This window comes from Chitinophaga pinensis DSM 2588 (assembly GCF_000024005.1).
GTDB classification, from domain to species: domain Bacteria; phylum Bacteroidota; class Bacteroidia; order Chitinophagales; family Chitinophagaceae; genus Chitinophaga; species Chitinophaga pinensis.
Map to the genome: position 1 here is coordinate 3,246,400 of NC_013132.1, position 21,597 is coordinate 3,267,996.

Annotated in this window: 13 protein-coding genes; 6 read left to right on the top strand and 7 right to left on the bottom strand. The window is 46.0% G+C overall.

The window, feature by feature from the left end:
- Positions 1 to 49: 49 nt before the first annotated feature.
- The gene (locus CPIN_RS36610) at positions 50 to 1,324 is read right to left on the bottom strand and encodes a TlpA family protein disulfide reductase (RefSeq protein ID WP_012790316.1); all 1,275 of its coding nucleotides are present in this window, start codon (positions 1,322 to 1,324) and stop codon (positions 50 to 52) included.
- A gap of 364 nt (positions 1,325 to 1,688) precedes the next feature.
- On the opposite strand from CPIN_RS36610, the gene CPIN_RS13270 reads away from it, so the two are divergent.
- From CPIN_RS13270 to CPIN_RS13295, 6 genes are all read left to right on the top strand, one after another.
- A complete protein-coding gene (locus CPIN_RS13270; protein ID WP_012790318.1) occupies positions 1,689 to 2,717 on the top strand; it encodes a sensor histidine kinase in 1,029 nt (342 codons plus the stop codon).
- Positions 2,698 to 3,456, top strand: coding sequence for a LytR/AlgR family response regulator transcription factor (locus CPIN_RS13275; RefSeq protein WP_012790319.1), 759 nt, complete (start codon positions 2,698 to 2,700; stop codon positions 3,454 to 3,456). Before CPIN_RS13270 ends, CPIN_RS13275 begins: the two co-directional genes overlap by 20 nt.
- 340 nt (positions 3,457 to 3,796) lie before the next feature.
- Complete coding sequence (locus tag CPIN_RS13280; RefSeq protein WP_012790320.1) at positions 3,797 to 5,134, top strand: TolC family protein; 1,338 nt, start codon at positions 3,797 to 3,799, stop codon at positions 5,132 to 5,134.
- Positions 5,135 to 5,142: 8 nt separating this feature from the next.
- Entirely contained in the window at positions 5,143 to 6,201 is a 1,059-nt protein-coding gene (locus CPIN_RS13285) for an efflux RND transporter periplasmic adaptor subunit (protein WP_012790321.1), read from the top strand.
- Positions 6,202 to 6,215: 14 nt separating this feature from the next.
- Complete coding sequence (locus tag CPIN_RS13290) at positions 6,216 to 9,335, top strand: efflux RND transporter permease subunit (protein ID WP_012790322.1); 3,120 nt, start codon at positions 6,216 to 6,218, stop codon at positions 9,333 to 9,335.
- A 99-nt stretch (positions 9,336 to 9,434) separates the two neighbouring features.
- Positions 9,435 to 10,439: a DUF6268 family outer membrane beta-barrel protein gene (locus tag CPIN_RS13295; protein WP_012790323.1), complete on the top strand. Its 1,005-nt coding sequence runs from the start codon at positions 9,435 to 9,437 to the stop codon at positions 10,437 to 10,439.
- Positions 10,440 to 10,669: 230 nt separating this feature from the next.
- Here the strand turns inward: CPIN_RS13295 and CPIN_RS13300 are convergent, their stop codons facing one another.
- From CPIN_RS13300 to CPIN_RS13325, 6 genes are read right to left on the bottom strand one after another with little or no spacing between them, the layout of a single operon-like run.
- Positions 10,670 to 11,941, bottom strand: coding sequence for a MutS-related protein (locus CPIN_RS13300; protein WP_012790324.1), 1,272 nt, complete (start codon positions 11,939 to 11,941; stop codon positions 10,670 to 10,672).
- Positions 11,942 to 11,943: 2 nt separating this feature from the next.
- Positions 11,944 to 13,272 (bottom strand): MutS-related protein, encoded by a 1,329-nt coding sequence (locus CPIN_RS13305; RefSeq protein WP_012790325.1) that lies wholly within the window; start codon positions 13,270 to 13,272, stop codon positions 11,944 to 11,946.
- 5 nt (positions 13,273 to 13,277) lie between these two features.
- Positions 13,278 to 15,584 carry a DUF4350 domain-containing protein gene (locus CPIN_RS13310; RefSeq protein ID WP_012790326.1) on the bottom strand — a complete coding sequence of 769 codons (2,307 nt, stop codon included), beginning with the start codon at positions 15,582 to 15,584 and terminating at the stop codon, positions 13,278 to 13,280.
- A 6-nt stretch (positions 15,585 to 15,590) separates the two neighbouring features.
- The gene (locus tag CPIN_RS13315; protein ID WP_012790327.1) at positions 15,591 to 16,517 is read right to left on the bottom strand and encodes an ABC transporter ATP-binding protein; all 927 of its coding nucleotides are present in this window, start codon (positions 16,515 to 16,517) and stop codon (positions 15,591 to 15,593) included.
- A 21-nt stretch (positions 16,518 to 16,538) separates the two neighbouring features.
- Positions 16,539 to 17,993: a RagB/SusD family nutrient uptake outer membrane protein gene (locus CPIN_RS13320; RefSeq protein WP_012790328.1), complete on the bottom strand. Its 1,455-nt coding sequence runs from the start codon at positions 17,991 to 17,993 to the stop codon at positions 16,539 to 16,541.
- Between the two features lie 19 nt (positions 17,994 to 18,012).
- Complete coding sequence (locus CPIN_RS13325) at positions 18,013 to 21,543, bottom strand: SusC/RagA family TonB-linked outer membrane protein (protein WP_187294763.1); 3,531 nt, start codon at positions 21,541 to 21,543, stop codon at positions 18,013 to 18,015.
- Between the last annotated feature and the right edge of the window lie 54 nt (positions 21,544 to 21,597).

Genomic DNA, 21,597 nt, shown 5'->3' on the forward strand with positions numbered 1-21,597 from the left:
TGAATGATGATTAGGTGACTCAATATAATTGATTTATCCGGGAGCTGTCTTATTGCTCTTTGGCAATATCGATCATGGCTTCCATTTCATTGATTAGCGCTGTATCCGAAGTATATCCTTCAGACAAAAACCGGAGTTTTCCTTTTTTATCAATGACGGCCCTGCATGGGATGCTCTTCACATGATAAGCACCGGCTGTTGTAAAGCGATCCGGATGACCCGCCACAGGGACATCGATCAATGTACTGGTAGGATGCATATGTTTTTTAAGATACTGGTTTATCCTGCTGATCGCATCTGCTCCTTTTTCCATGGTGGCTACATAGAGCAAACAGAGCTCCGGATGCGTATGTTTTAATTGTTCCATTGCTGGCATAGCTGCTTTACAGGGCGCGCACCAGGTAGCCCAGAAATCAAGTACGACAACCTTACCCTTTATATCAGCAAGCGAGATGCGCTCGCCTTCCGTGTTGGTAAGCGTGAATCCGGGGGCAGCTATGTCTTTGATCATTTTATTCATCAGTTCCTGCTTGTATGCCTGTACTATATTGCGTTGAAGAGAGTCCAGGAAATGGGTTACCTGTACTGCGTTACCCGTTCTTTTAATTAACAGTCTTCTGAGTTGTTGTTGCATCTGCAGACTGGCATTGCCCGTTGATGCGCTATTAAGTAGGATATCGTAGGCATCGTCTTCCCGATGATTTGCTTCCAAAAGTGCTGCGTATAACTCCGCAGAGGATTGATCCGTTTTGTCCAGCGGGAGGTAACTAAAAGCCTTCTCTATATAATCCAAAGCTATCGTATCCTTCTTGTTGATATGAAGTATCTCTGCATAAGAACGATAATAAGGATATTGTGCCATGGACATAAACCGGTTCCAGTCCTGTAAAGGAAAATCTGCCGGCCTTGCAGAAGGATCATCTTTAAAAGAATGGTACAAATCAACCGTCTTTTTCGCCGTTAGTTCCGCATATGTCAGACTTGTTTTATTATTAATCAGCTCATTCACGGCCATATTCAGATAAGAAGTCTGGTTAAACGGATTCTTTATCTGGCTGATATAAACTTCAAAATGAGGAAAGTCTTTTACTTTAAGAAAGGTCAGTGCAGTGATCCCCTTCATGATGTCAATATCGCCTGCGTCTTTAATGGTATCAAGTTTAAACGCTTTTATAAGGGCAGCGATGGCCGCTACATTCTTTTCAGGACTCGTTTCCCTGGTCATGGTATTGAAACGGGCGTTCAGCGCATCCTTGTGCTGTGCATTCGCCTGCCATCCCGCCAGGAGCTGTAGGGTGATGAATAATATACTGGTGATTTTCATGTTGTTATTGAATTGACTGTAAAGCTAAAAGATGATCAGGCCGGAGCATAGCACAAATGTGAAAACGGACGCTATGCCTGAGAATTCAGATTAAATGGAAAAGAATGTATCTGAACCGGTTTACCTATTTACTATGAAAGGACTTGTTAAACAGATCATCACATCCGTGGATGAATATTACTCCACGGAACGGCTAAAAGAGGCATTTTTCCTGATTTCGAAAAGTGAAAATGAAGACACGGTCCCTGAGATAGTACAGGTGTATATAATAGGCAGTGGCGAGGATCGGCCATTTCAGACCTTAAAATGTCCATTTCGGGTCATTTAAGAGCCGTCCGGCGCTCCTAATGTGTACATTTGCAGCATGTTCAGGTCATACCACTTTAAATGGTGCTTTATCCTTATCGGTATACTCGCCGGTAGTACATTTGTTATAAGGCTGGGAGAAGTCAGGCTATGGGGCATCGGACAAGTGCTTGGACATATCCTGTCAATCACTTTTCTGATCTTTTCCTGCTGGCTTGTACACGCCTTTTTCAGGAACCTGAAATTACCCATACACAACAGGGCAAGGATCATTATCAGTATTACAACGGCGATGGTGATTGCCCTGGGCATTATATACTATTATGACCAGTATCTGCCGCCGGGACTAGTACCTCCACGTGAGGCTATGACAGGAGATACCTTTGCAGATTTCCTCAGGAGACTGATGGCAGGATTTTATCTTAGCATGATCTGTTATATCGTATTTAATATCGTCTACACCAACAACATCCTGCAAAAGACACAACTGGAGAACGAGCACCTTAAACAGGCACATCTGCATGCACAGCTGATATCGTTGCAACAACAGATCAGTCCTCATTTCCTTTTTAATTCACTCAGCACTTTAAAGAACATTGCCGCCGACACGGATACCAAGAAATTCGTTGTTCAGCTGGCACATGTATACCGATACCTGCTCAATTACAATGAGCACCATGTGACATCCCTTTCTGAAGAGCTTTCTTTTATTCATTCTTACCTCTATATCCTGCACCAGCGCTTTGAAACAGCCCTGGATGTAAATATTGAGGTGCCCGACCGTTACCTGGATTGCCTCATTCCTCCGCTATCCTTACAGCTGCTGCTGGAAAACGCGATCAAACATAACGTATTGTCGCCGGAAGCACCTTTGCATATTCACCTCTCTGTCAATAGTAAAGGAGAATTAGAGGTAGTTAACAACTGTCGCCCTAAAAAGGTGACGACAGAAAGCACCGGTCTGGGATTGCAGAATATTAAAGACAGGTATCAGCTGCTCTTTAACAAAGATATCAGGGTGAACGACACCCAGGAAACCTTTACAGTCAGTTTACCTTTAATCAGCAATGAACGTAATCATAATTGAAGACGAACGGAGAACAGCGATTGAGTTAAAGTCTATGCTGGAAAACATCGATCCCGAGATCAATGTCATGGCTATCTTACCCTCTGTGGCGACTGCTGTTACGTGGTTTCGTGAAAACCCGACGCCGGATCTTATATTCTCGGATATACAGCTGGGAGACGGACTGAGCTTTGATATCTTTAAAGAAGTACAGATCAACGTACCGGTGATATTCTCCACTGCATTCGACCAGTACGCTATTAATGCCTTTGAATCCAACAGTATTGATTACTTACTCAAGCCCATTGAGGAGAGTATGCTGGAACGCAGTTTACAGAAATATAACCGTATCCGGGAACACTTCTCTGCGGGTGCATATGCTACCAATCTGAGTAGGGCGGTGAATCAGCTGGACAACAACTACAAACAGTCCATTCTGATCTACTACAGGGAAAAGATCGTTCCTGTTAAGGTCGGCAGTATTTCCTTCGTATATACGTCTAACGGGATTGTCAGGATATATACCACGGAAGGACCGGAATATACCGTTCCCTATACCATCGAACAGCTCGAAGAAATGCTGAATCCACAGGTCTTTTTTAAGGCTAACAGGCAGTTCATTATCAGCAGAAATATCGTCCTGGATATCGAGCATTATTTCAACCGCAGACTTATCGTGAAAACTACCTGCCAGACGCCGGATAAGATTATTATCAGCAGGCTCAAAGCCCAGGATTTCCTCCGTTGGGTAGAACAGTAATTAATTAGGAATTAGGAATTGCGAATTAGGAATTGGTAACTCAAATGTCCTGAAGATGGCTTTTCCATCTGAATGCGCTAATAACTATCTTTGATACTGCCCCATATTGATTAGTATAGACTCTCCTGGTTTTTAACGCTTAATTCCTAATTCCTAATTCGTAATTCCTAATTGTATTGGCATTTCGTTTGTGATTTTGGTCATTTCATAACCCCATCTGTGTCGCTCATAAGAATATAAAAAAAGCGCACCCGGGTATCATCTAGCTTTGCTTTTAATTGCTGAACGGCGCCTGTAAAGAGGCGGCCGGAACGGACTTTATGGATCTCTTAGTTGATATATGAATAAAAAACTATTATTAGCAACACTTGCATTACTGCCCTCCGGACTCTTTGCACAGTCAGTCTGGACATTACGTAGCTGCATTGAGTACGGTATGAAGAATAACCGTAACAATGTCATCTATGACAATGAAAAGAAAGCCGCAGATGCACAGGCAAAAGAAGCGCTCGCCGCCTATCTGCCTTCCGTTAGCCTGAATGGCTCCCTGGATGACAACCTGAAAGTACAGGAAACGGTTATCCCTGCTGGTATCTTCGGACCAGACGATATCCGTGTGGCCTTCACTAAAAAGTTTAATTCCAACGGATCCGCCCAGCTGGATCAGACGATTTATGACCAGTCACTGATCGTGGGATTAAAAGCCAACAAGTACAACGTACAGCAGGCTACGCTCAACCAGAAGAAGAGCGAGGAAACGATCATCTACAACATCACAAACGCCTACTACCAGATTTTCATCTACCGGGAGCAACTGGGTATGCTGAAAAGTAACCAGGAGAAATACCGTCAACAGATGGATGTAACCGCACAACGTGTCAATAAAGGCACCGTACTGCAAAAGGAACTGGATAAAGTCACGGTGGACTATAATAATGCCGTATCTCAGATCGCGGTAGCAGAAAGTAACATCACCTTGTCAGAGAATCAGCTGAAGTATGAAATGGGCTACCCCATTAAAGACCGGATCCTGGTCGACAGTAATGCCGCAGAGGGTAACCTGCGCGTAGTAGCGCCGGCACTGGCAGAAGATAAGAACTTCTCCGTCTACAATCGTACAGACTATCAGCTTTCACAAGTCAACGCATCACTACTGGATATTGATCAGCGGCGTATTAAGGCCGGTATCTATCCCCGCCTGACCGCCTACGCCCGTTATGGTGCCATTGGCTTTGGAGATAAACTGAATCAGTCATTTTCTACCATGAGTACTTACTCTGCTATCGGATTAAAACTCAGTTTCCCTTTACTGGATTTCTTTAAACGCAATGCACAGTACAATCAGGCGAAGTACAAACACCTGAACGCAGTGGAGAAACTGAAACTGGATGAAGGAAAATATGAACTGGAATATGAGAACGCGCGGACAAAGACGATGAAGGAACAGAGCAATGTGGAAAACAACCGGCGAAATATTGACCTCGCACAATCAGTATTTGAGGTGACCAACCTGCAGTACGAAAAAGGTACCACCGATATGACCGATTGGCTCAATGCACAGAACTCGGTAAAGGAAGCACAGAATAATTATCTCAACTCCCTTTACAACCTCATTCTTGCCAGACTGGAACTGGAAAAGACTGCGGGCACCCTGAAGACTTTTTATACGGCTTTATAAATCAGCACATGAGAACCAGATATATTACCATTATTGCCATCATAGCGATCGTTGCACTGATCGTGTTTAAGCTGGCCGCTAATAAGCGCAAACTGAATGAAAAGAATAATCCGGCCCCGGTTGCCGCTGTACGTATTCCTGTAAAAGTCGCAGCAGCTGCAGAGCAGGTATTGGAGATCAATATTCTCAAAACGGGTAACCTCGCCCCGTTTAAAGAAGCAAAAGCCCTGGCTATGTCAGGTGGTACGCTATTAAAAGTAAACTTCGACCTGGGCGATAAGGTAAAACAGGGACAGGTACTGGCAGTGACAGATACCCGCCTCGCGCAACTGGAATTGCAGAAGGCAGAAACGAACGCCGCCAAACTGAAGAATGACCTGAATGTATACACCGAACTCCTGGCTGGTAAGGCCGCTACACAGGAGAAAGTTAACGGTATCAGACAGGACTATGAAAATGCCGTTAACCAGGTACAGCAGGCAAGAAAGAATATTTCAGATGCCGCTATTCTGGCGCCTACAGGCGGTGTGATCGCTGCCAAGAAAGTAGAACAGGGCATGTTTGTAAATGCGGGTACGGAGATCGCCTCCATTGTTAATCTTTCCCGTGCAAAAGTACAGGTGAATCTTACGGAAGCCGAAGTATATAAAGTGAAGGAAGGACAACCCGTGAAGATCAGCACAGACGTCTATCCCGGTAAAACATTCAGTGGTACGATCAGCTTTATAAGTCCGCAGGCAGATGAAACGCACAACTACCTCGTAGAGATCCTTATCGGAAACGACAACGAAACCCTGCTCAGATCAGGCACATTTGTATACGTTGATTTCTCCCGGAAGACAGAACAGCAGGTACTGGTCATCCCCAGAGAAGCACTGACAGAGAGCGTGAAAGACGCTGCCGTATACGTATTGCAGGATAGCGTGGTACACCAGCGTAAAATACAGACGGGCGCTGATGTGAACGGCATGGTACAGGTGCTCGGTGGATTGAAACCAGGAGAACAGGTGGTGACCTCCGGTCAGATTAATTTAAAGGATGGCAGTGTTGTCAGTGTCTCCAAATAAAAATATTATCGCTCATGTCAATAGCAGAAGTTGCCGTAAAACGGCCTTTACTGATCATTGTGATATTTACGGTGCTTATCCTTTTCGGATTGATCAGCTACAATAAACTGAATTATAACCTGCTTCCAAAAATAGAAGTGCCAACGGTCACGGTCAGTACGATCTATCCCGGCGCTTCGGCCTCGGAAGTGGAATCATCTGTTACGAAGAAGCTGGAAGATGTGTTTGCGGCGATTGAAGGGCTGGATAAGATCAATTCCACTTCCCAGGAAGGGATCTCACAGATCATCATACAGTTTAAAAACGGTACCAATATCGACGAAGCAGAAGCAAACGTACAGCGTAAGGCAGATCAGGCCATCAACGATCTACCCGATGATGCTGATCGTCCGCTGGTGAATAAAGTCAACCTGGAAGAAGCGCCTGTGGTACGTGCCGGTGTCACATCTAACCTGACGCCCGCCGCAATGTATGAATTCGTAGATAAACAACTGCGTCCGATCCTTCAGAACGTAACAGGGGTAGGACAGGTGAATATTATCGGGGGAGATGAAAGACAGATCCAGATTAATGTGGATCAAAGTAAACTGTGGGCCTACGGATTAAGTATTTCCGATGTGACGAATGCGGTGAATAACGCGAATCAGTCATTTCCGGCAGGTAGCATCGAAACAACAGAACAGCAGTTCACTATTCAATATGATGCGAATGTTGCTTCCGTTGCACAGCTGCGCGATCTGATCGTCCGTCAGCAACCAGGAAAGGGGAGTATCTATTTACGGGATGTGGCAGAAGTAGTAGACGCGACTGCGAAAGCGACCGCGATTAACCACATCAACGGGGTGCCTTCTATCGGTATCCAGATCATCAAACAATCAGACGCAAACGCCGTGAACGTAAGCCGGCAGGTAAAAGCCGCTTTCGAACGTATCGAAGGACAGTATAAAAACAACCAGCTGAAATTTACTATTTCCACGGATCAGTCTACATACACACTCCGTTCCGCCGACGCAGTAATGGAAGACCTGGTACTGGCCGTAGTCATTGTAGGTATTGTGATGCTCGCCTTCCTGCACAGCTTCCGGAGTTCCATGTTTGTAATGGTGGCACTGCCATCATCAATGATTCCGACCTTCATTGCCATGTACCTGCTGGGCTTCTCCCTCAACCTGATGACGTTGATGGCCCTTTCGCTGGTGGTAGGTATCCTGGTGGATGACTCTATTGTGGTGCTGGAAAATATTTACAGACACCTGGAAATGGGATCAGACAGACGAACAGCTGCCCTGGAAGGACGTAATGAGATCGGTTTTACGGCCATGGCCATCACCCTGGTGGACGTGGTCGTGTTCCTGCCGCTGGCGATGTCAGGGGGCATTATAGGGGCCATTCTCCGCGAATTCTCACTGGTTGTAGTAGTATCTACGCTGATGAGCCTCTTTGTGTCCTTTACTGTGACGCCTATGCTGGCCAGCCGGTTTGGTCGCCTGGAATATCTTAATCCGAAAAGCTGGTGGGGTAAAGCCAACCTGGGCTTTGAACGCCTGATCGACAACATAAAAGAAAGTTATGCCCGCTTACTGGTGGTGATGCTGAAAAAGAAACGTTGGTTACTGTCAGGTGTCATCGTCATGATCATTGGATCTGTTATGCTGCTGGCAAAGGGTTTTATTGGCGCTTCTTTTATCCCTTCGGGAGATCAGGGAGAGCTCATGATCAATCTTGAACTGAATCCTTCTTCCAGTATTTACCAGACGAACATGGTGACCCAGGAAGTAGAAAAGATAGTCATGAAGCGTCCGGAAGTAGACAAGGTATTTTCAAGTATCGGCTTTATCACAGGTGGCGTAGCCGGAAGCGGCAACAATGCCAACCGGGCAGAATTGACGGTTACCCTGAAAGGTGCTGATGAACGGAATATGACGGCGGAGGAGTTTGGTATCATGATACAAAGGGAGCTGACCGCTGCTGTTCCCGGTGCAAAGGTCACCGCTTCTCCTACCTCCATTACAGGTAATGGTACCCAGGCGCCTATTCAGATCGCCATCAAAGGATTGGACCTGAAAGCTGTGCGCTCTATCGCAGAACAATACATGAAAGAAGTAGCCAGTGTGCCGGGTACACAGTTCGTACAATTATCTGTAAAAGCCCCTAAACAACAGATTGAAGTAAAGCTGGATCGTGAGAAGATGACACTGCTGGGTATTAACGCCGCCCAGGTCGGCGGAGCATTACAGAATGCATTCAGCGGTAATGATAATAGTAAATTCAAACAGGGAGGAAATGAATACGATATCCTGGTGAGTCTTGACCGCTATGACAGATCCAATATCAATGATGTAAAGAACCTCACGTTTTCCAACAATAACGGACAACGCTTTGTGTTAAGTCAGTTTGCAGATGTAAAGGAAACAATGGGAGAAAGCGTACTGGAAAGAAGTGATCGCCTGAACTCTATTACTGTAAACTCCAATGTGGCCGGGCGTCCATCAGGAACAGTGGCTGAGGATATAAAGAAAAAAGTGGCTGGTATTAAATTACCGCCAGGTGTATCTGTAGAATACCTGGGTGACGTGAAAAACCAGGGGGATGCATTCTCCAGTCTGGGACTGGCACTGATAACCGCGATTCTGCTGGTATACCTGATCATGGTGGCCCTGTATGAAAGTGTCATCTATCCGTTTGTAGTATTGTTCTCTATACCAGTTGCACTGATTGGTGCGCTGCTGGCACTGGCTTTAGCTATGGAGACACTGAATATCTTCTCCATCATCGGTGTCATTATGTTGTTGGGATTGGTGTCGAAGAATGCGATCCTTATTGTCGATTTCACCAACCAGCTGAAAGAAGAAGGACGGAGTGTGAATGATGCATTGATCGAAGCAGGGAAAGAACGTCTCCGTCCTATCCTGATGACAACCCTCGCCATGATCCTGGGGATGTTGCCCATCGCATTGGCAACAGGTGCTGGTTCTGAGATCAAAAACGGCATGGCCTGGGTAATCATCGGTGGCCTGACCAGTTCAATGATCCTGACCTTATTTGTGGTACCTGCCATGTACGTCATCATCGAGCGACTGAAGAACCGCTTCCAGAAAAAATCAACACCTGATACCAGGTTAAGTACTACCTGATCATATTTCTTTATAACCAGATAACGGCAGCTGTAACAAATGACTTGTTCCGGCTGCCGGCTGGGATTCTTTTACCACAACAAATTAAACACATCGCTGATGAAGTCCTCTCTTTACTTCGGCCTTTTTGCTGTTTTTGTTACAAATGAACTGATGGGGCAGGGGCAGGTGCCTCCTGCGCAGAAGAGAATGATAGATTCAATAAAGAAGGTGTATATACGGGAGGCGGCCATCAGGAGCGTGTCTTTACGGCAGGTCATGGTCTCTACTGATTTTGTATCTAATGCAGATATTAATGGTAAGCTCTATGGCAATAACCTGTTTGACGGCAAAATATCCCAGATACGCACTTCAGCGCTTGTTAACGTACCGGTAGTGGCCTGGGGAAAGAATAAGGTCACTGCTTCTTTCAGCTTATTCCACCAGTACTTCAACCTGGTGAGCAATAAGGTGTATATGCCGGCTGATATAAATGTGCATGATACGGCGATGAATAAGGTGACGGTAGGGGTAAGCGCCTCCTTTCAGCGGGTAGATTCCCTGTTTGGCCGTCGGGTGATTTATACAGGTAGTCTTACCGTCCTCTCGGACGATTACCGGCTGGCACAGAAGATCAGTTTCCTGGGTGGGATGATCTTTCAACTGAAACAGACACGTACTACCAATGTAAGCCTGGGCCTTTTATTAAACGTCGATCCGGCGGTCAATATTCCGGTCTTGCCGCTGTTTGTATACTGGCATATGTTCCCCAACAAGCTGGAACTGGATATCAGTTTGCCGCAACGTATTGGTGTAAGAACTGCTTTGTCAAAAAGAAGCTGGTTCACCTTCGGTAGCGCTATAGCCGGTTCTGTTTCCTTCTTCCGCCTGTCACATGCAGTACTGCCCGCAGATGCAAGTTTCTCTTCTGTGGACCTGAAAACGGGCCCGGGATTGGAATTTCGTGTAGGTAAGCTTTTAATGTTAGGGGTGAACGGCGGCGTACTGACCCCGCTGACCTCAAGACAGTATGAACGGAATGAGAAATCCAATAAGTATTTCCTTTCCAATAATATCAGTACCATACCGTATGCGAATATAACGGTATCGCTGTTGCCATTTTAATAGTACCGGGACAGGAATATATCCATAACGATATCACGCATGAAGTACTCATGCAAATAACAGTTTAGTATACGATGCACTTTAAGTGTAACAGTTGTAGGTTTTAAGTAGTACACCGGCCCAGTCATGGGCTGGTGTTTTTGTATTCAGCCTAAACAAAAAAGTTCTGCCATTACTGACAGAACTTTTTTGTTTAGGTTGAATCAATCATTTGTCTTGTGGAAAAAAGATTATCCTTCCAGTAATGCGAGTATCCGCTCATTCTCGATAATTGTCATACCATGCCGGTCATTCGTGATCCCCTCTTCAAGCTTGTACGTATACCTGGGGATTGTACCCTCCAGCAAAGTAGGCAGATAGCAGAACTGCAGACTGGGATTTGATGCCAGTGCATGTCCCACTTCAATGATATGCGTAGAAATGATAAAAAAGCAATGATGATAGCGGGCAAATGCAGCGGTGACTGCCAATGTAGCATCATAAGCATCTTTGACATTAGTACCTTTAAACAGCTCGTCAAAGATCACCAGCAGGTTTTTTCCGGCAGCGACTTCGGCGGCTACCTGTTTAACCCGGAGTACCTCTGCATAAAAATGACTATATCCCAGATTCAGATTATCAGGCACATTAATAGAAGAGTAAAGGCCGTCGCGAACAGAGAATTTCATATCAGCTGCCGCTACGGGGAAACCCATGTGCGCCAGATAAACAGCAATACCAATCGACTTCATCAGGGTAGATTTGCCCGCCATATTTGCGCCTGTCAGGAAAATGACATTGGATTCCTCGCTAAGTGCAACTGGATTACTGATCCCTGCGTTGAGTGCAGGATGTCGTAATGCTGTGGAATGGAACATCGCAGGAAAGGCCGGCAATGCAGTCGCATAATGAAAGCCCCGTTGCCGGGCCACATCGCTGACAGCGATATAAACATCCAGCTGGTAAATACCCTCCAGTAGGGTTTCCATTTCCGCACGCAACGTATGTCGCAGCTGACGGTCATACCGGGCTACGGTCATGATAGACAAATCATGGGCATTATCCAGCCAGCTGAGTTGAGACAATATTTTGCGCCAGGCGTTTGCATCCGCAAAATCTGTAAGTTGTTGCAGAAAAGTCCGGAAAGCAAGCAATACATCTATAGCAGCAGCCAATCCATTGCGCAGTTTTTCATACGCATCGTCATTCAGAAATGCATTCAGTTTCTTTTTGAGAATAACGGACAGCCCTGTCCCTCCACCCATGATCAGGTAGTTTTCTGCCAGCTTAAAACGTTCATTAGTGAAAGGGAAAGATAGTTGCCGCTCCTGAAAGTACCGGAAGGTGGCGCTACGTTTGTTAATAGCGGCAGGATCAATAAGGGGCTGCTGGAACATACGTTCCAGCAGTCGGTCCCCTCCGGTGGTTTTGATTTTGCAAAAAAGGTTATAGATGGAGTTTGGCTTGAACCTGCCGAGCAGATTCAGGTCTTCCAGCGTTTGCTTATCAGCTATAAAACTCATGCTCATTTCTTTTTGGACAAGCCGTTTTCCAGCATTTCAAGAATGCCTTCATTGTGAATGATGATCATACCATGCCGGTCATTTGTAATACCACTTTCGAGTGTATAGGAATATACGGGTCTGTCGCCTTCCATACGCGTAGGCAGGTAGACAAAATGTACATTCGCACATGCTGCTTTCAATATTTCTCCCGCTTCGATGATGTGCGTGGAAATAACGAATATGCTGTTACGCTTACCGGCAAATCCTTTCGCGATAGCAATGGTGGCTTCATAGGCATCCTTCACATTAGTGCCTCTGAATAACTCGTCAAACACAATGAACAGATGCTTTCCCTGGCTGAGTTCCTGGGCTATTTTCTTCACCCGTAGTACTTCCGCATAAAAATGACTTGCGCCCATACCAAGATTGTCGGGCAGATTAATCGTCGTGTAAATACCATCCAGTACGGAGAATTCTATTTTAGCCGCAGCAACGGGAAATCCCATATGCGCCAGGAACAATGCAATACTGAGCGATTTCATAAATGTAGACTTCCCTGCCATATTCGCTCCGGTCAGAAAGAGTACATTATTTTCTTCCGTGATATGGACGGTATTGGGTACTGCGTTTTTCAACAGCGGGTGATACACCCCTTCCACAATAGCACTACAGGAGCCCCGTGCAAGGGCGCTTGGAAATACAAATCCACGTGCTGCGGCTACCTTTGCTACAGAAAGGTATACATCCAGGTAATAGAGCTGATGCAGTAATTGCTGAATCAACTCCCGGTGGCGGAAACGCAGGAGTACATCATAAGATGCGATCGTAGCATGAGACAATTTTCCCCGATGTGCCAGCACCGGGGAAAATGCCGGCGCTGAAAGAAGGGAAGCGAGCGTGTTCCTGTCAGTTTCATATGCGGTGCCTCCTTCTTTCCTGTCAACAAAAGCCTGTGTACTTTGCATTATCTCCACCAATGCCTGTACTCCTTTATAAACCATCTGCATATTTCCGTCTGCTGCGATCATGTCCGCCAGTTTTTTGCTGATGGACTGGTCATCGGCTGACAGTTTTGTCCGTTCATCCGTATTGCCGAGGTATGGCTCCACGGCATCAAAGAGCACGGCAGAAAAAGGATATTCAGTACCCGGTTTTGCAAATTGCTGAATAATACTGCTGCGCCTGTTGATCGTGATATGATCTGACAATGGATGACGGAACATGTCTTCCAGTAGCGCAGCGCCTCCACGTGAAATCGTCTGGTTAAAGATATTGTACACCGCATTCCCGCCATGTCTCCCGAATATATTCAGGTCTTCCAGCGTCTGTTTGTCTGTAGTAAATAACATATGCTTTATTTCCTTTTACGCCTGATGAGCAGAATAGTAGCAAAAGCGATAAGGACACCTGGTAATACCCATAGATAGAAAATTTTCAGTAATTCCACTTTATCGCTACTTATTGATACACGGGTATCCTTTGCATCCGGACGGAACGTGTCAATCGGAAATTCACCATAACTTAACCAGCTGAAAAGAGCGGTGTTAAAGGAGAAATTGGCTGTTTTTACATCATATCGTGATAGCTCTGAATTGCTGAGGAAGTCCGCGTCTCCAGCTACCACAATACGCTGTTCCCTGTCATGTACTTTGCGGGTAAGTGCTACAGCAGTAGTAACGGCTATTTTCTCATCTCCATTGGCCGGATTGTATAATATGTCGGCGGAATCTGCCACCAGTTTGTCTTTCTTTACCCAGCTTTTCCCTGCGTCTGTTACTAACAAAGGTTTTACCTGGAAAATACTATCACTGTAAGAAAGTCCTGCGGCTCCCGGCATTGATATCACTACACTATCTTTAAACGCTTTTGCCAGGGTTTTGGAGAAGCCTGCAGCCGTAGCGGTCATTAATGGCAAAGCCACATCGGGTGTCATGTCTTTGCTTGGTTGTGCGACAGTTCCGTCCATCAATTGTACGCCCAGCTGTTGCAACATGGGGTTCAGGACCGCCTGTTTGCCCGGCTCTCCGGCAATAAGGAGATTACCGCCGTTATCTATATATCTCCGGATTCTTTGCAGTGCAATACCACTGAGATCAGTTTTAGGGTCTGCGATGACCAGTGTTGAAATGTCCGCAGGAACACCAGGGTATTCCAATGAAACGGTATCTACATCAAAACCCTGATTAACGAGCGCATATCGGAAACTATTCCGCTTCGTCAGCGTATTGTATTCCCGTTCTCCCGTTTTCTCAATACTCCTTTCCAGATTGCCTGTCAGGAACGCGACTTTAGGGATTTTTGCCTGTAAAAGGCGTTTTAATGCAGCAGTTACTTCTGTTTCTCCCGGCCACTGTGCCTGATCGTCAAACACACGTAATAGCGTAACACGGTCTTTGTATTTTAACTGCATGACATAACGGTTGCCTTCAGGACGCAGATCCATTACTTTGCGGATTTCCGCGGGTGTCTTGAACTGTGAGATCTTTAGTCCCATGCCTTTGGCACGTTGTGTAGCTACCTCCTGCAGATCTTTACCAGGGTAAAAACGCATCATGCCTGGATTATCTAATACACTGTCATAGTATTGAACGTATTGCAGGTCTATATTGTCTTTAAAACGCATGTAAGGCTCCCAGCGGGCAATGTCCATATTACGGTACTCTTCAGCACCGAAATAATAGAATTGTCCCAGCATATTATTGTATGCAGTGACTTCCAGTGGCGTATCCCCCAGCTCTTTAATAATATGTTGCGCGTTAGGTGTAAGTGTCCTTGACTTGTTGGCCGTTGCATCATAATAGGCCACTAATGCAGGTCGGGATGTGATATACCCGATTGCCAGCGCTGAAGTAATAATGGTGGCATACCGGCCGGCTATTACGGCAAATGGTTTGGATTCCCTTCCTGCCTTCAGTTTAAAAATGCTGAGACCAAGGAAAATGTAAATGATCATAACGAAGTAGATGAGGTCCTTACTGGTAATCAATCCGCCCAGCATTTTCTCAGTACGTCCGCTGAGCGAAAGGAAGTAAGTGAGATCCCTTACGAATGCAATACCCTGCCATAAAGTACCGATATAAGTCAATACGCCAATCATGATGAATGTACATACTGCTGCCACAATCTGATAAGAGGTGAGGCTGGACATAAACAGGCCGATGGCGGAGTAAGCACATAGAAGCAGATAGAAGCCCAGAGAAGCAGAAAGCAGCATACCTGCGTCTGCATGATTGACATGGACGAGGGCGTCGGCAATGAAAATGCCCAATATCAATATCATGAGCAGATTGTAAACCATCATCGCCAGAAATTTGCCAAATACGATCTCGCTGACCTTAACAGGGGAGGAGTAAAGTAATTTGATAGTGCCATTATTGACCTCGCGACTTATCAGCCCCATGGTCAGCAACGGTATATAGAGATACAGTGTTTGCATTACCACACTGTATACGCCGCCTTTGCTTGCAAAAATACGGTCAGTCAGGCGGGTCATATATTCCAGTCCCATACCGCCCATTTCCTGTGTGCGCGCATTACTGTCAAGACCAGCAATATACGCCATGCCGCACTGAACCAGGAAAGCGATCAATAAAAACCATGCTATAGGGGAATAAAAAAGGGTACGTAATTCTGTTTTCGCAATTCTGAAAACCGTCTTCATGCTGCTTTATTGTGATGATTGATTGGATAATTGTTTAAATACTTCGTCCAGAGCGGTCTTATCAAGACTGATCTCTCTCAGTCTCCAGCCTTGTTGTACACTTGCAGTGATGAGACGTTCTGATATATCCTGATCTCCACTGAAATAAATGCGTACCTGTCTTTCCGTCAGAAACTCTGTTTTAGTAACACCGGCTATCTCCATGAATGCTGCCACCGGTGGAGGGTTCTCCATATGGAGTAGCACACTGTGTGGTTCGACATAGTTATTGAAGGCGTCCATTGTATCTGCAAACACAATTCTACCGCTTTCTATCATTTTGATCTCCTTGCACAACAACTGTATCTCTGACAGGATGTGAGATGAAAATATTACCGCACGGTCTGTAGCGATCTCTTTGATCAGTGACCTTACTTCAATGATCTGGTTAGGGTCGAGTCCATTAGTCGGTTCATCTAACACAACAAGTGATGGCCGGTGTATAATAGCCTGCGCAATACCCACACGCTGCCGGTAACCACCGGAAAGATTACGGATCAGGCGCTGACTATAATGTGCAATACCGCAACGTTCCTTCGCTTCCTTCAATGCCGGCTGAATTTTTTCTTTTGGCATGAGGCGCAGACCGGCGCAGTAAGTGAGGTACTCGTCTACCGTCAGGTCCATGTATAAAGGAGGATGTTGTGGAAGAAATCCGATAGCCTGTTTTGCCAGCTCTGGGTTTTCCCGCATATTGATACCATTGACAAATACATTACCTTCTGTCTGGTTCAGTACGCCGCACAGAATGTTCATCGTAGTGGATTTACCTGCGCCGTTAGAACCAAGCAGACCTACTATACCAGTCTGACTGATCTCCATATTGATGTCACGGATTGCCCATGAGCTGGTGTAGCGATGTGATAAATGCTCCAGCTTTACAATACTGTTCATTGATTATTTTTTTGTGTTGGATTAAGGATTGTTTGGTATACCCGGATTAGCATTAACTAATGTGGGCGGCAACTGTAGCACAAGGCGGTTGGGTTGCTTTAGTGTATAGGTAGCTGCTGTACCATCTGCCTTATGGAGTGTATGTGTGAATACCTGACCGGCGAACAGGGGATCTACAGACTGTCTTCGCATATCAAACCACCGATAGCCTTCAGCAGCAAACTCACGGACGCGCTCGTCAAATATGAAACGGATCAGCGCCGTTTGGTTACCTGCGATGCTAGCCGGAATAGTAGCGTCGGCAGCAGGCATACGGTTTTTGCGAAGGGTTTCTATATCAGCCACTGCCCCCTGCAGATCATTCAGACGTGCCTTACATTCTGCGCGAAGCAGATAAAGGTCAGGTAATTGCAGGCCCATTCTTGCATATTGTACGCCATATTTCCGGAGACGGCCGCCGGTATTGGGCGACAGATCAGGATTGGTGTTGGTATATAACTGCAGCCGCAGGTCTGATGCACCATACAATGCCGCTGCCCATGGCGCCAGTACCAGACCATTATTCCCGAGCTGATTACCACTGTAAGGTCCGTTGTAGAATACTTTCGATATCACCGCTTCCGTGAGGTCGTTCTGGTTATTGCCCGGCCCCTGAGAGGGTCCGATCATCATATCTACAGGTAGAAAAGCGCCACCTGGAGCCAGTGTCTGATTATAATCATACAAATGGCTATCGCTGCCCGCCAGATCAGTAAATGCAGCATTGAACGTTTTTAATGCATCATCATTCCGTCCCATATACAGATATACTTTGCCCAGTAATCCTTCAGCAGCAGGCCGGGACATCCTGGTCTGTATCAGCGGTTTTACCGGTAAGTCTGCAATAGCCGCATTGAGATCTTTAATAATGAAATCGTACACTGACTGTACAGATGCGCGTGTGAAGCCGGTCATACTCACATCTGCCTGTTCTATGATAGGAAAGCCCGGATCATTTCCAGCAGTGCTTTCAACATAAGGTTTGCCATAGAAGTTGATGAACTGGAAATAGGTCCATGCACGGGTTGCCAGCGCCTGTGCACGAATAGATCTTTTCTGCTCATTGGAGCCTCCGCTGGAAACCATCACTTCGTTGATAATCTTGTTCAGGGAATATAACTGCTCCAGCCAGAGCGTTACCGCCCACGGCGCCTGATCCTGTTGCTGGTAAATGACATCTTGCCACTGAAAGAGTCGCAGCATCTGCTGACTACCCTGTAAGAGATAAACTTCCTCTGCATCAATATCATCTTCCATGAGGGTTTGTTCCTGCCAGCCGCCTGCAAATGACTGAAGATAATATGCCGGATCATTCATCAGTTTATCATAGTCGTCTGTTGTTACTGCTACCTGTGATCCCAGCGGAACTACCTCCAGGAAACTATCCTTGCAGGCAATAAAGGAAACCATGATGGTGATATATATAAGCTTTCTCATCCTTCTCTGTTTAATTGAATTAAAGTGTAACATTTATCCCCAGGTTGTATTGGTGTTTATACAGTGCGCCCGGGAAACCTGTTTCCGGATCTATCCGCTCATCATTGGCCGTCCAGATCAGGAAATTGGTGGTCTGTGCATAAATGTTTAGTCTTTGTAGTTTCAGGAAGCGCAGCGCAGCTGCCTGTAGTTCATAAGCCAGGGTCAGATCCCGTACTTTGATATAGGATGCGCTTATGACGTTGTTGTCGCCATAAGCATAGTAGTTGATATCCCTGCGTGAATAGCTGATACCTGGGTTGGAAACATATGCGGGAATATCAGTTTTTAATTCATCTCCCGGTTGTTTCCAGCGGTCCTGGAATGATGTATACAGATTATTGCCTCCCAGCGATGTAGAAGTAGGCATTCTGCCGCTATAGAAGATATTGACGTTCCTGCGCATGACGGCGCCTGTATTAAAAATCATATTCACTGTAAGCGAAAGCCCCTTATACTGGAAACGGTTGGTAAATCCTCCATTGACCGGCGGTTGAGTAGTACCCATATATATGATGTCTTCCGGTTTTGTAACGTTAGGAGCTTTCGTCACTGTTTTATCTGCCAGCCTGATCTGCGGATCTCCTACATTGTCCAGTCCTGCGAACTGATAGCCAAATAAGGGCTTGGAATTGTATCCTATCCAAAAGGGCGCAAATATTTTGTAGCTAGCCGTATTGAGTGAAGGATTCAATGTCGCGTAAGACACGAGTTTGTTATAATTATAACTGAATACCAGGCTGCTGGACCAGCTCCAGTCCTGTTTCCTGATGTTTACCGTGCGCAGGGAGAATTCGATCCCTTTGTTGACTAGTTTACCTACATTTCCAGTCTGGCTGCTAAAGCCGGTAAATGGATTTAAAGGCACACTTCCCAGCAGGTCCGTAGTAGTTTTACTGTACATATCGATCGCACCGGAGATACGGCTACGCAGTACGGAAAAGTCTATTCCTGCATTGATGGTCCGGGTTCTTTCCCACGCCAGCTTTCTGTTAGCCGGCTGGTTCAGTGTCAGTGCATCTCCGGCTACGCCACCGGTCTGCGACTGTGGTTGCGCATTTAATATATCATACAATGAAGCCGCACCCACATAAGGAGAGTTGCCGGTGATGCCGTAGGTCGCTCTTAATGCCAGCGCATCGACCCATTTCACCTGTTGCATGAAGCTTTCGTTACGTAACTGCCATTTACCGCCTGCACTCCAAACCGGTTTATTCTGTACAGATATATCGCTGCCAAACTGATTACTGTGATCCTGGCGCCAGCTGACATCCAGACTATATTTATGATCAAAAGTATAACTGCCCAATGCAAACCAGGAAGTAAAACGGGTCAGCTGACTGAATATCTGGTAAGGCTGCGTACTGAAAAAGCCAAAGCCTGTTACAGTGCCAAATACGCCCTGCCGTAAACGGGCATAGTCAATTAACGGGTAGGTGCCAAGGGCTTCATCATAGCCAACCACGTTTGTTGTGGTCCGTGATGCACTTGCTTCCTGTGCCTCCTGACCTGCCTGTAAGGTCAGCGCATCCTTTCCTGCTCTGGGGGTGGTGGTATATATCAGCTGGTTACGCACCGTCCAGTTGCGCTGGTCATTATTGTTGGAAATATATAAGCTGTTATTCTCCGGCAGGTAATACACCGGCGCAGATGCCGCTGTAGGTGCCACTGTGAATGATAACAACTGTTTACGTTGGCCAATGGCGCGACTGTCTGTGAATGTGCTCAGGGTGCCTGGCGCTTTCAGGTAGCCGTAAGTCCCCTGGAAACTAAGTCCTTTCCACAATCTGATACCAACATTAGCTGTCATGTTGATACTGATCGTATTGGTATTGGAATGAGCATAGTTAATTTCCTGTAAGGGATAATAATCCAGGTTCACCCTGCTTCTTCTTGAGTAGTTATTGCGGGTAGAATCCGACCAGCCGTTTGTAAACGCAAGGTTCTGCTGCTGGCCGTGTTCGTCAACAAATAACTGGTATGGCACAAAAGAATTATCCACGGATGGCACATTCTTTCTGCTCGAAACGCTGTTGATCAGGGAGGTGTTTAATGTAACGCTGATCCGTTTTCCTGCATTGAAGCTTTGGCTAAGATTGACTTTATAGGTGTTGTTCTTATTACCGGGAACGTTATCCTGTACACCTGTCCAGCCCAGTGAAGCATAGAGTGCATACACATTATTGCCAGCCGACACAGACACCGTATGATTGGTCGTTACCGGATTGCGATAGAACAGGTTTTTTATCTGTGACTGGTTATCAATGCGCCCCATACTGTCCAGGCTTTTATTAGCCTGTTCAGCGCTGATAAGGCCCCGGTACTGATTATAGAGCACTACCTCATGCGGCAGCACCACCTGTGTGGCCAGTGAACTCCATGGATAATTAACAGGGTCAAATGTTTCTCTGGCAGCCTGAATATATTGAGCACTATTCATACGCTGACTGTAGTCAAAGTCCGGCTTGCCCTGAAAACTGATGGAACCTGTGTAGCTGACGCTTAGTTTTTGATTTTTATTACCTTCTTTAGTCTTTATAACAATAATGCCATTCGCAGCTCTTGCACCCCAGATAGCTGCTGCTGCAGCATCTTTTAAGACCGTGATATCTTCAATATCATCCGGATTCACAGAACTGAAATCTGTGGTGATCACGCCATTTACCACATACAATGGATTGGTTGGTTGTCCGCCGCTGATAGTAGAATATCCCCTGATCACACTCGACCTCGTTGAGAACCCGTTACCCGTTCTACCCGATGTAGTGCTGCCCGTTCCTACCGTAAGGCCAGGTATCTGTCCCTCAAGACGGCCCACTACGTCAAAGGTGCTGACACGTTCTCTGAATACTTCCATATCCGGTTTGCCGAATGACCCGGTAGCCCTTTCCTTGCTCACCTGCTGATACCCGGTATTGTAAATGGTTACTGCTGATAATGCACTAATACGTGAACGCATGATAACAGTCATATTCTCTGACAATTGAAAGTAAGGGACTACTACACTTTCGTGATTAATGCTGCTGAATTGAAGTGTATCATCAGGAACCAGGCCGTATAACGTAAATATTCCTTTTTCATTGGTTATAACGTACCGATACCTGTTACGCAACATAACAGTAATATTGGGCAGAGGCTGGCCCTGATCGTCTTTGACGGTGCCGACAATATAAGAATGATTTACGGCTTCAACAGCGGCAGGTTCCACTATTGACGAAGCCTTACGGCTGATGAAAATCGTTTTGCCCTGTATATTATATGTCAGGGGCTGATTGGCCAGGATGATCTGCAATGTCCTGATCAAAGGCATATCTTTCAACTGTACTGTGACTGGTTTGGAATCCTGCAGATCTTCGTTACGGTAGAAAAACTTGTAGCCCGTTTGTTGCCGGATGCTGGCAAATACTTTCTGTAATGACGCTGACTGACTGGTAAAAGTGACTGTCTGAGCCGATACACTGCCACTGATATGTAGCACGACCATGAAGAAAAAGAGGATGATTGATTTCATCACAAGTACTTTTTTGGTTGATCTGGTCCCCGTAGGCATAGGGGGGACGCCGGG

Bases quoted from the DNA above. Each gene is read 5' to 3' on its own strand.
- CPIN_RS36610 (WP_012790316.1), bottom strand. From the start codon at position 1,324: ATGAAAATCACCAGTATATTATTCATCACCCTACAGCTCCTGGCGGGA.
- CPIN_RS13270 (WP_012790318.1), top strand. From the start codon at position 1,689: ATGTTCAGGTCATACCACTTTAAATGGTGCTTTATCCTTATCGGTATA.
- CPIN_RS13275 (WP_012790319.1), top strand. From the start codon at position 2,698: ATGAACGTAATCATAATTGAAGACGAACGGAGAACAGCGATTGAGTTA.
- CPIN_RS13280 (WP_012790320.1), top strand. From the start codon at position 3,797: ATGAATAAAAAACTATTATTAGCAACACTTGCATTACTGCCCTCCGGA.
- CPIN_RS13285 (WP_012790321.1), top strand. From the start codon at position 5,143: ATGAGAACCAGATATATTACCATTATTGCCATCATAGCGATCGTTGCA.
- CPIN_RS13290 (WP_012790322.1), top strand. From the start codon at position 6,216: ATGTCAATAGCAGAAGTTGCCGTAAAACGGCCTTTACTGATCATTGTG.
- CPIN_RS13295 (WP_012790323.1), top strand. From the start codon at position 9,435: ATGAAGTCCTCTCTTTACTTCGGCCTTTTTGCTGTTTTTGTTACAAAT.
- CPIN_RS13300 (WP_012790324.1), bottom strand. From the start codon at position 11,941: ATGAGTTTTATAGCTGATAAGCAAACGCTGGAAGACCTGAATCTGCTC.
- CPIN_RS13305 (WP_012790325.1), bottom strand. From the start codon at position 13,272: ATGTTATTTACTACAGACAAACAGACGCTGGAAGACCTGAATATATTC.
- CPIN_RS13310 (WP_012790326.1), bottom strand. From the start codon at position 15,584: ATGAAGACGGTTTTCAGAATTGCGAAAACAGAATTACGTACCCTTTTT.
- CPIN_RS13315 (WP_012790327.1), bottom strand. From the start codon at position 16,517: ATGAACAGTATTGTAAAGCTGGAGCATTTATCACATCGCTACACCAGC.
- CPIN_RS13320 (WP_012790328.1), bottom strand. From the start codon at position 17,993: ATGAGAAAGCTTATATATATCACCATCATGGTTTCCTTTATTGCCTGC.
- CPIN_RS13325 (WP_187294763.1), bottom strand. From the start codon at position 21,543: ATGAAATCAATCATCCTCTTTTTCTTCATGGTCGTGCTACATATCAGT.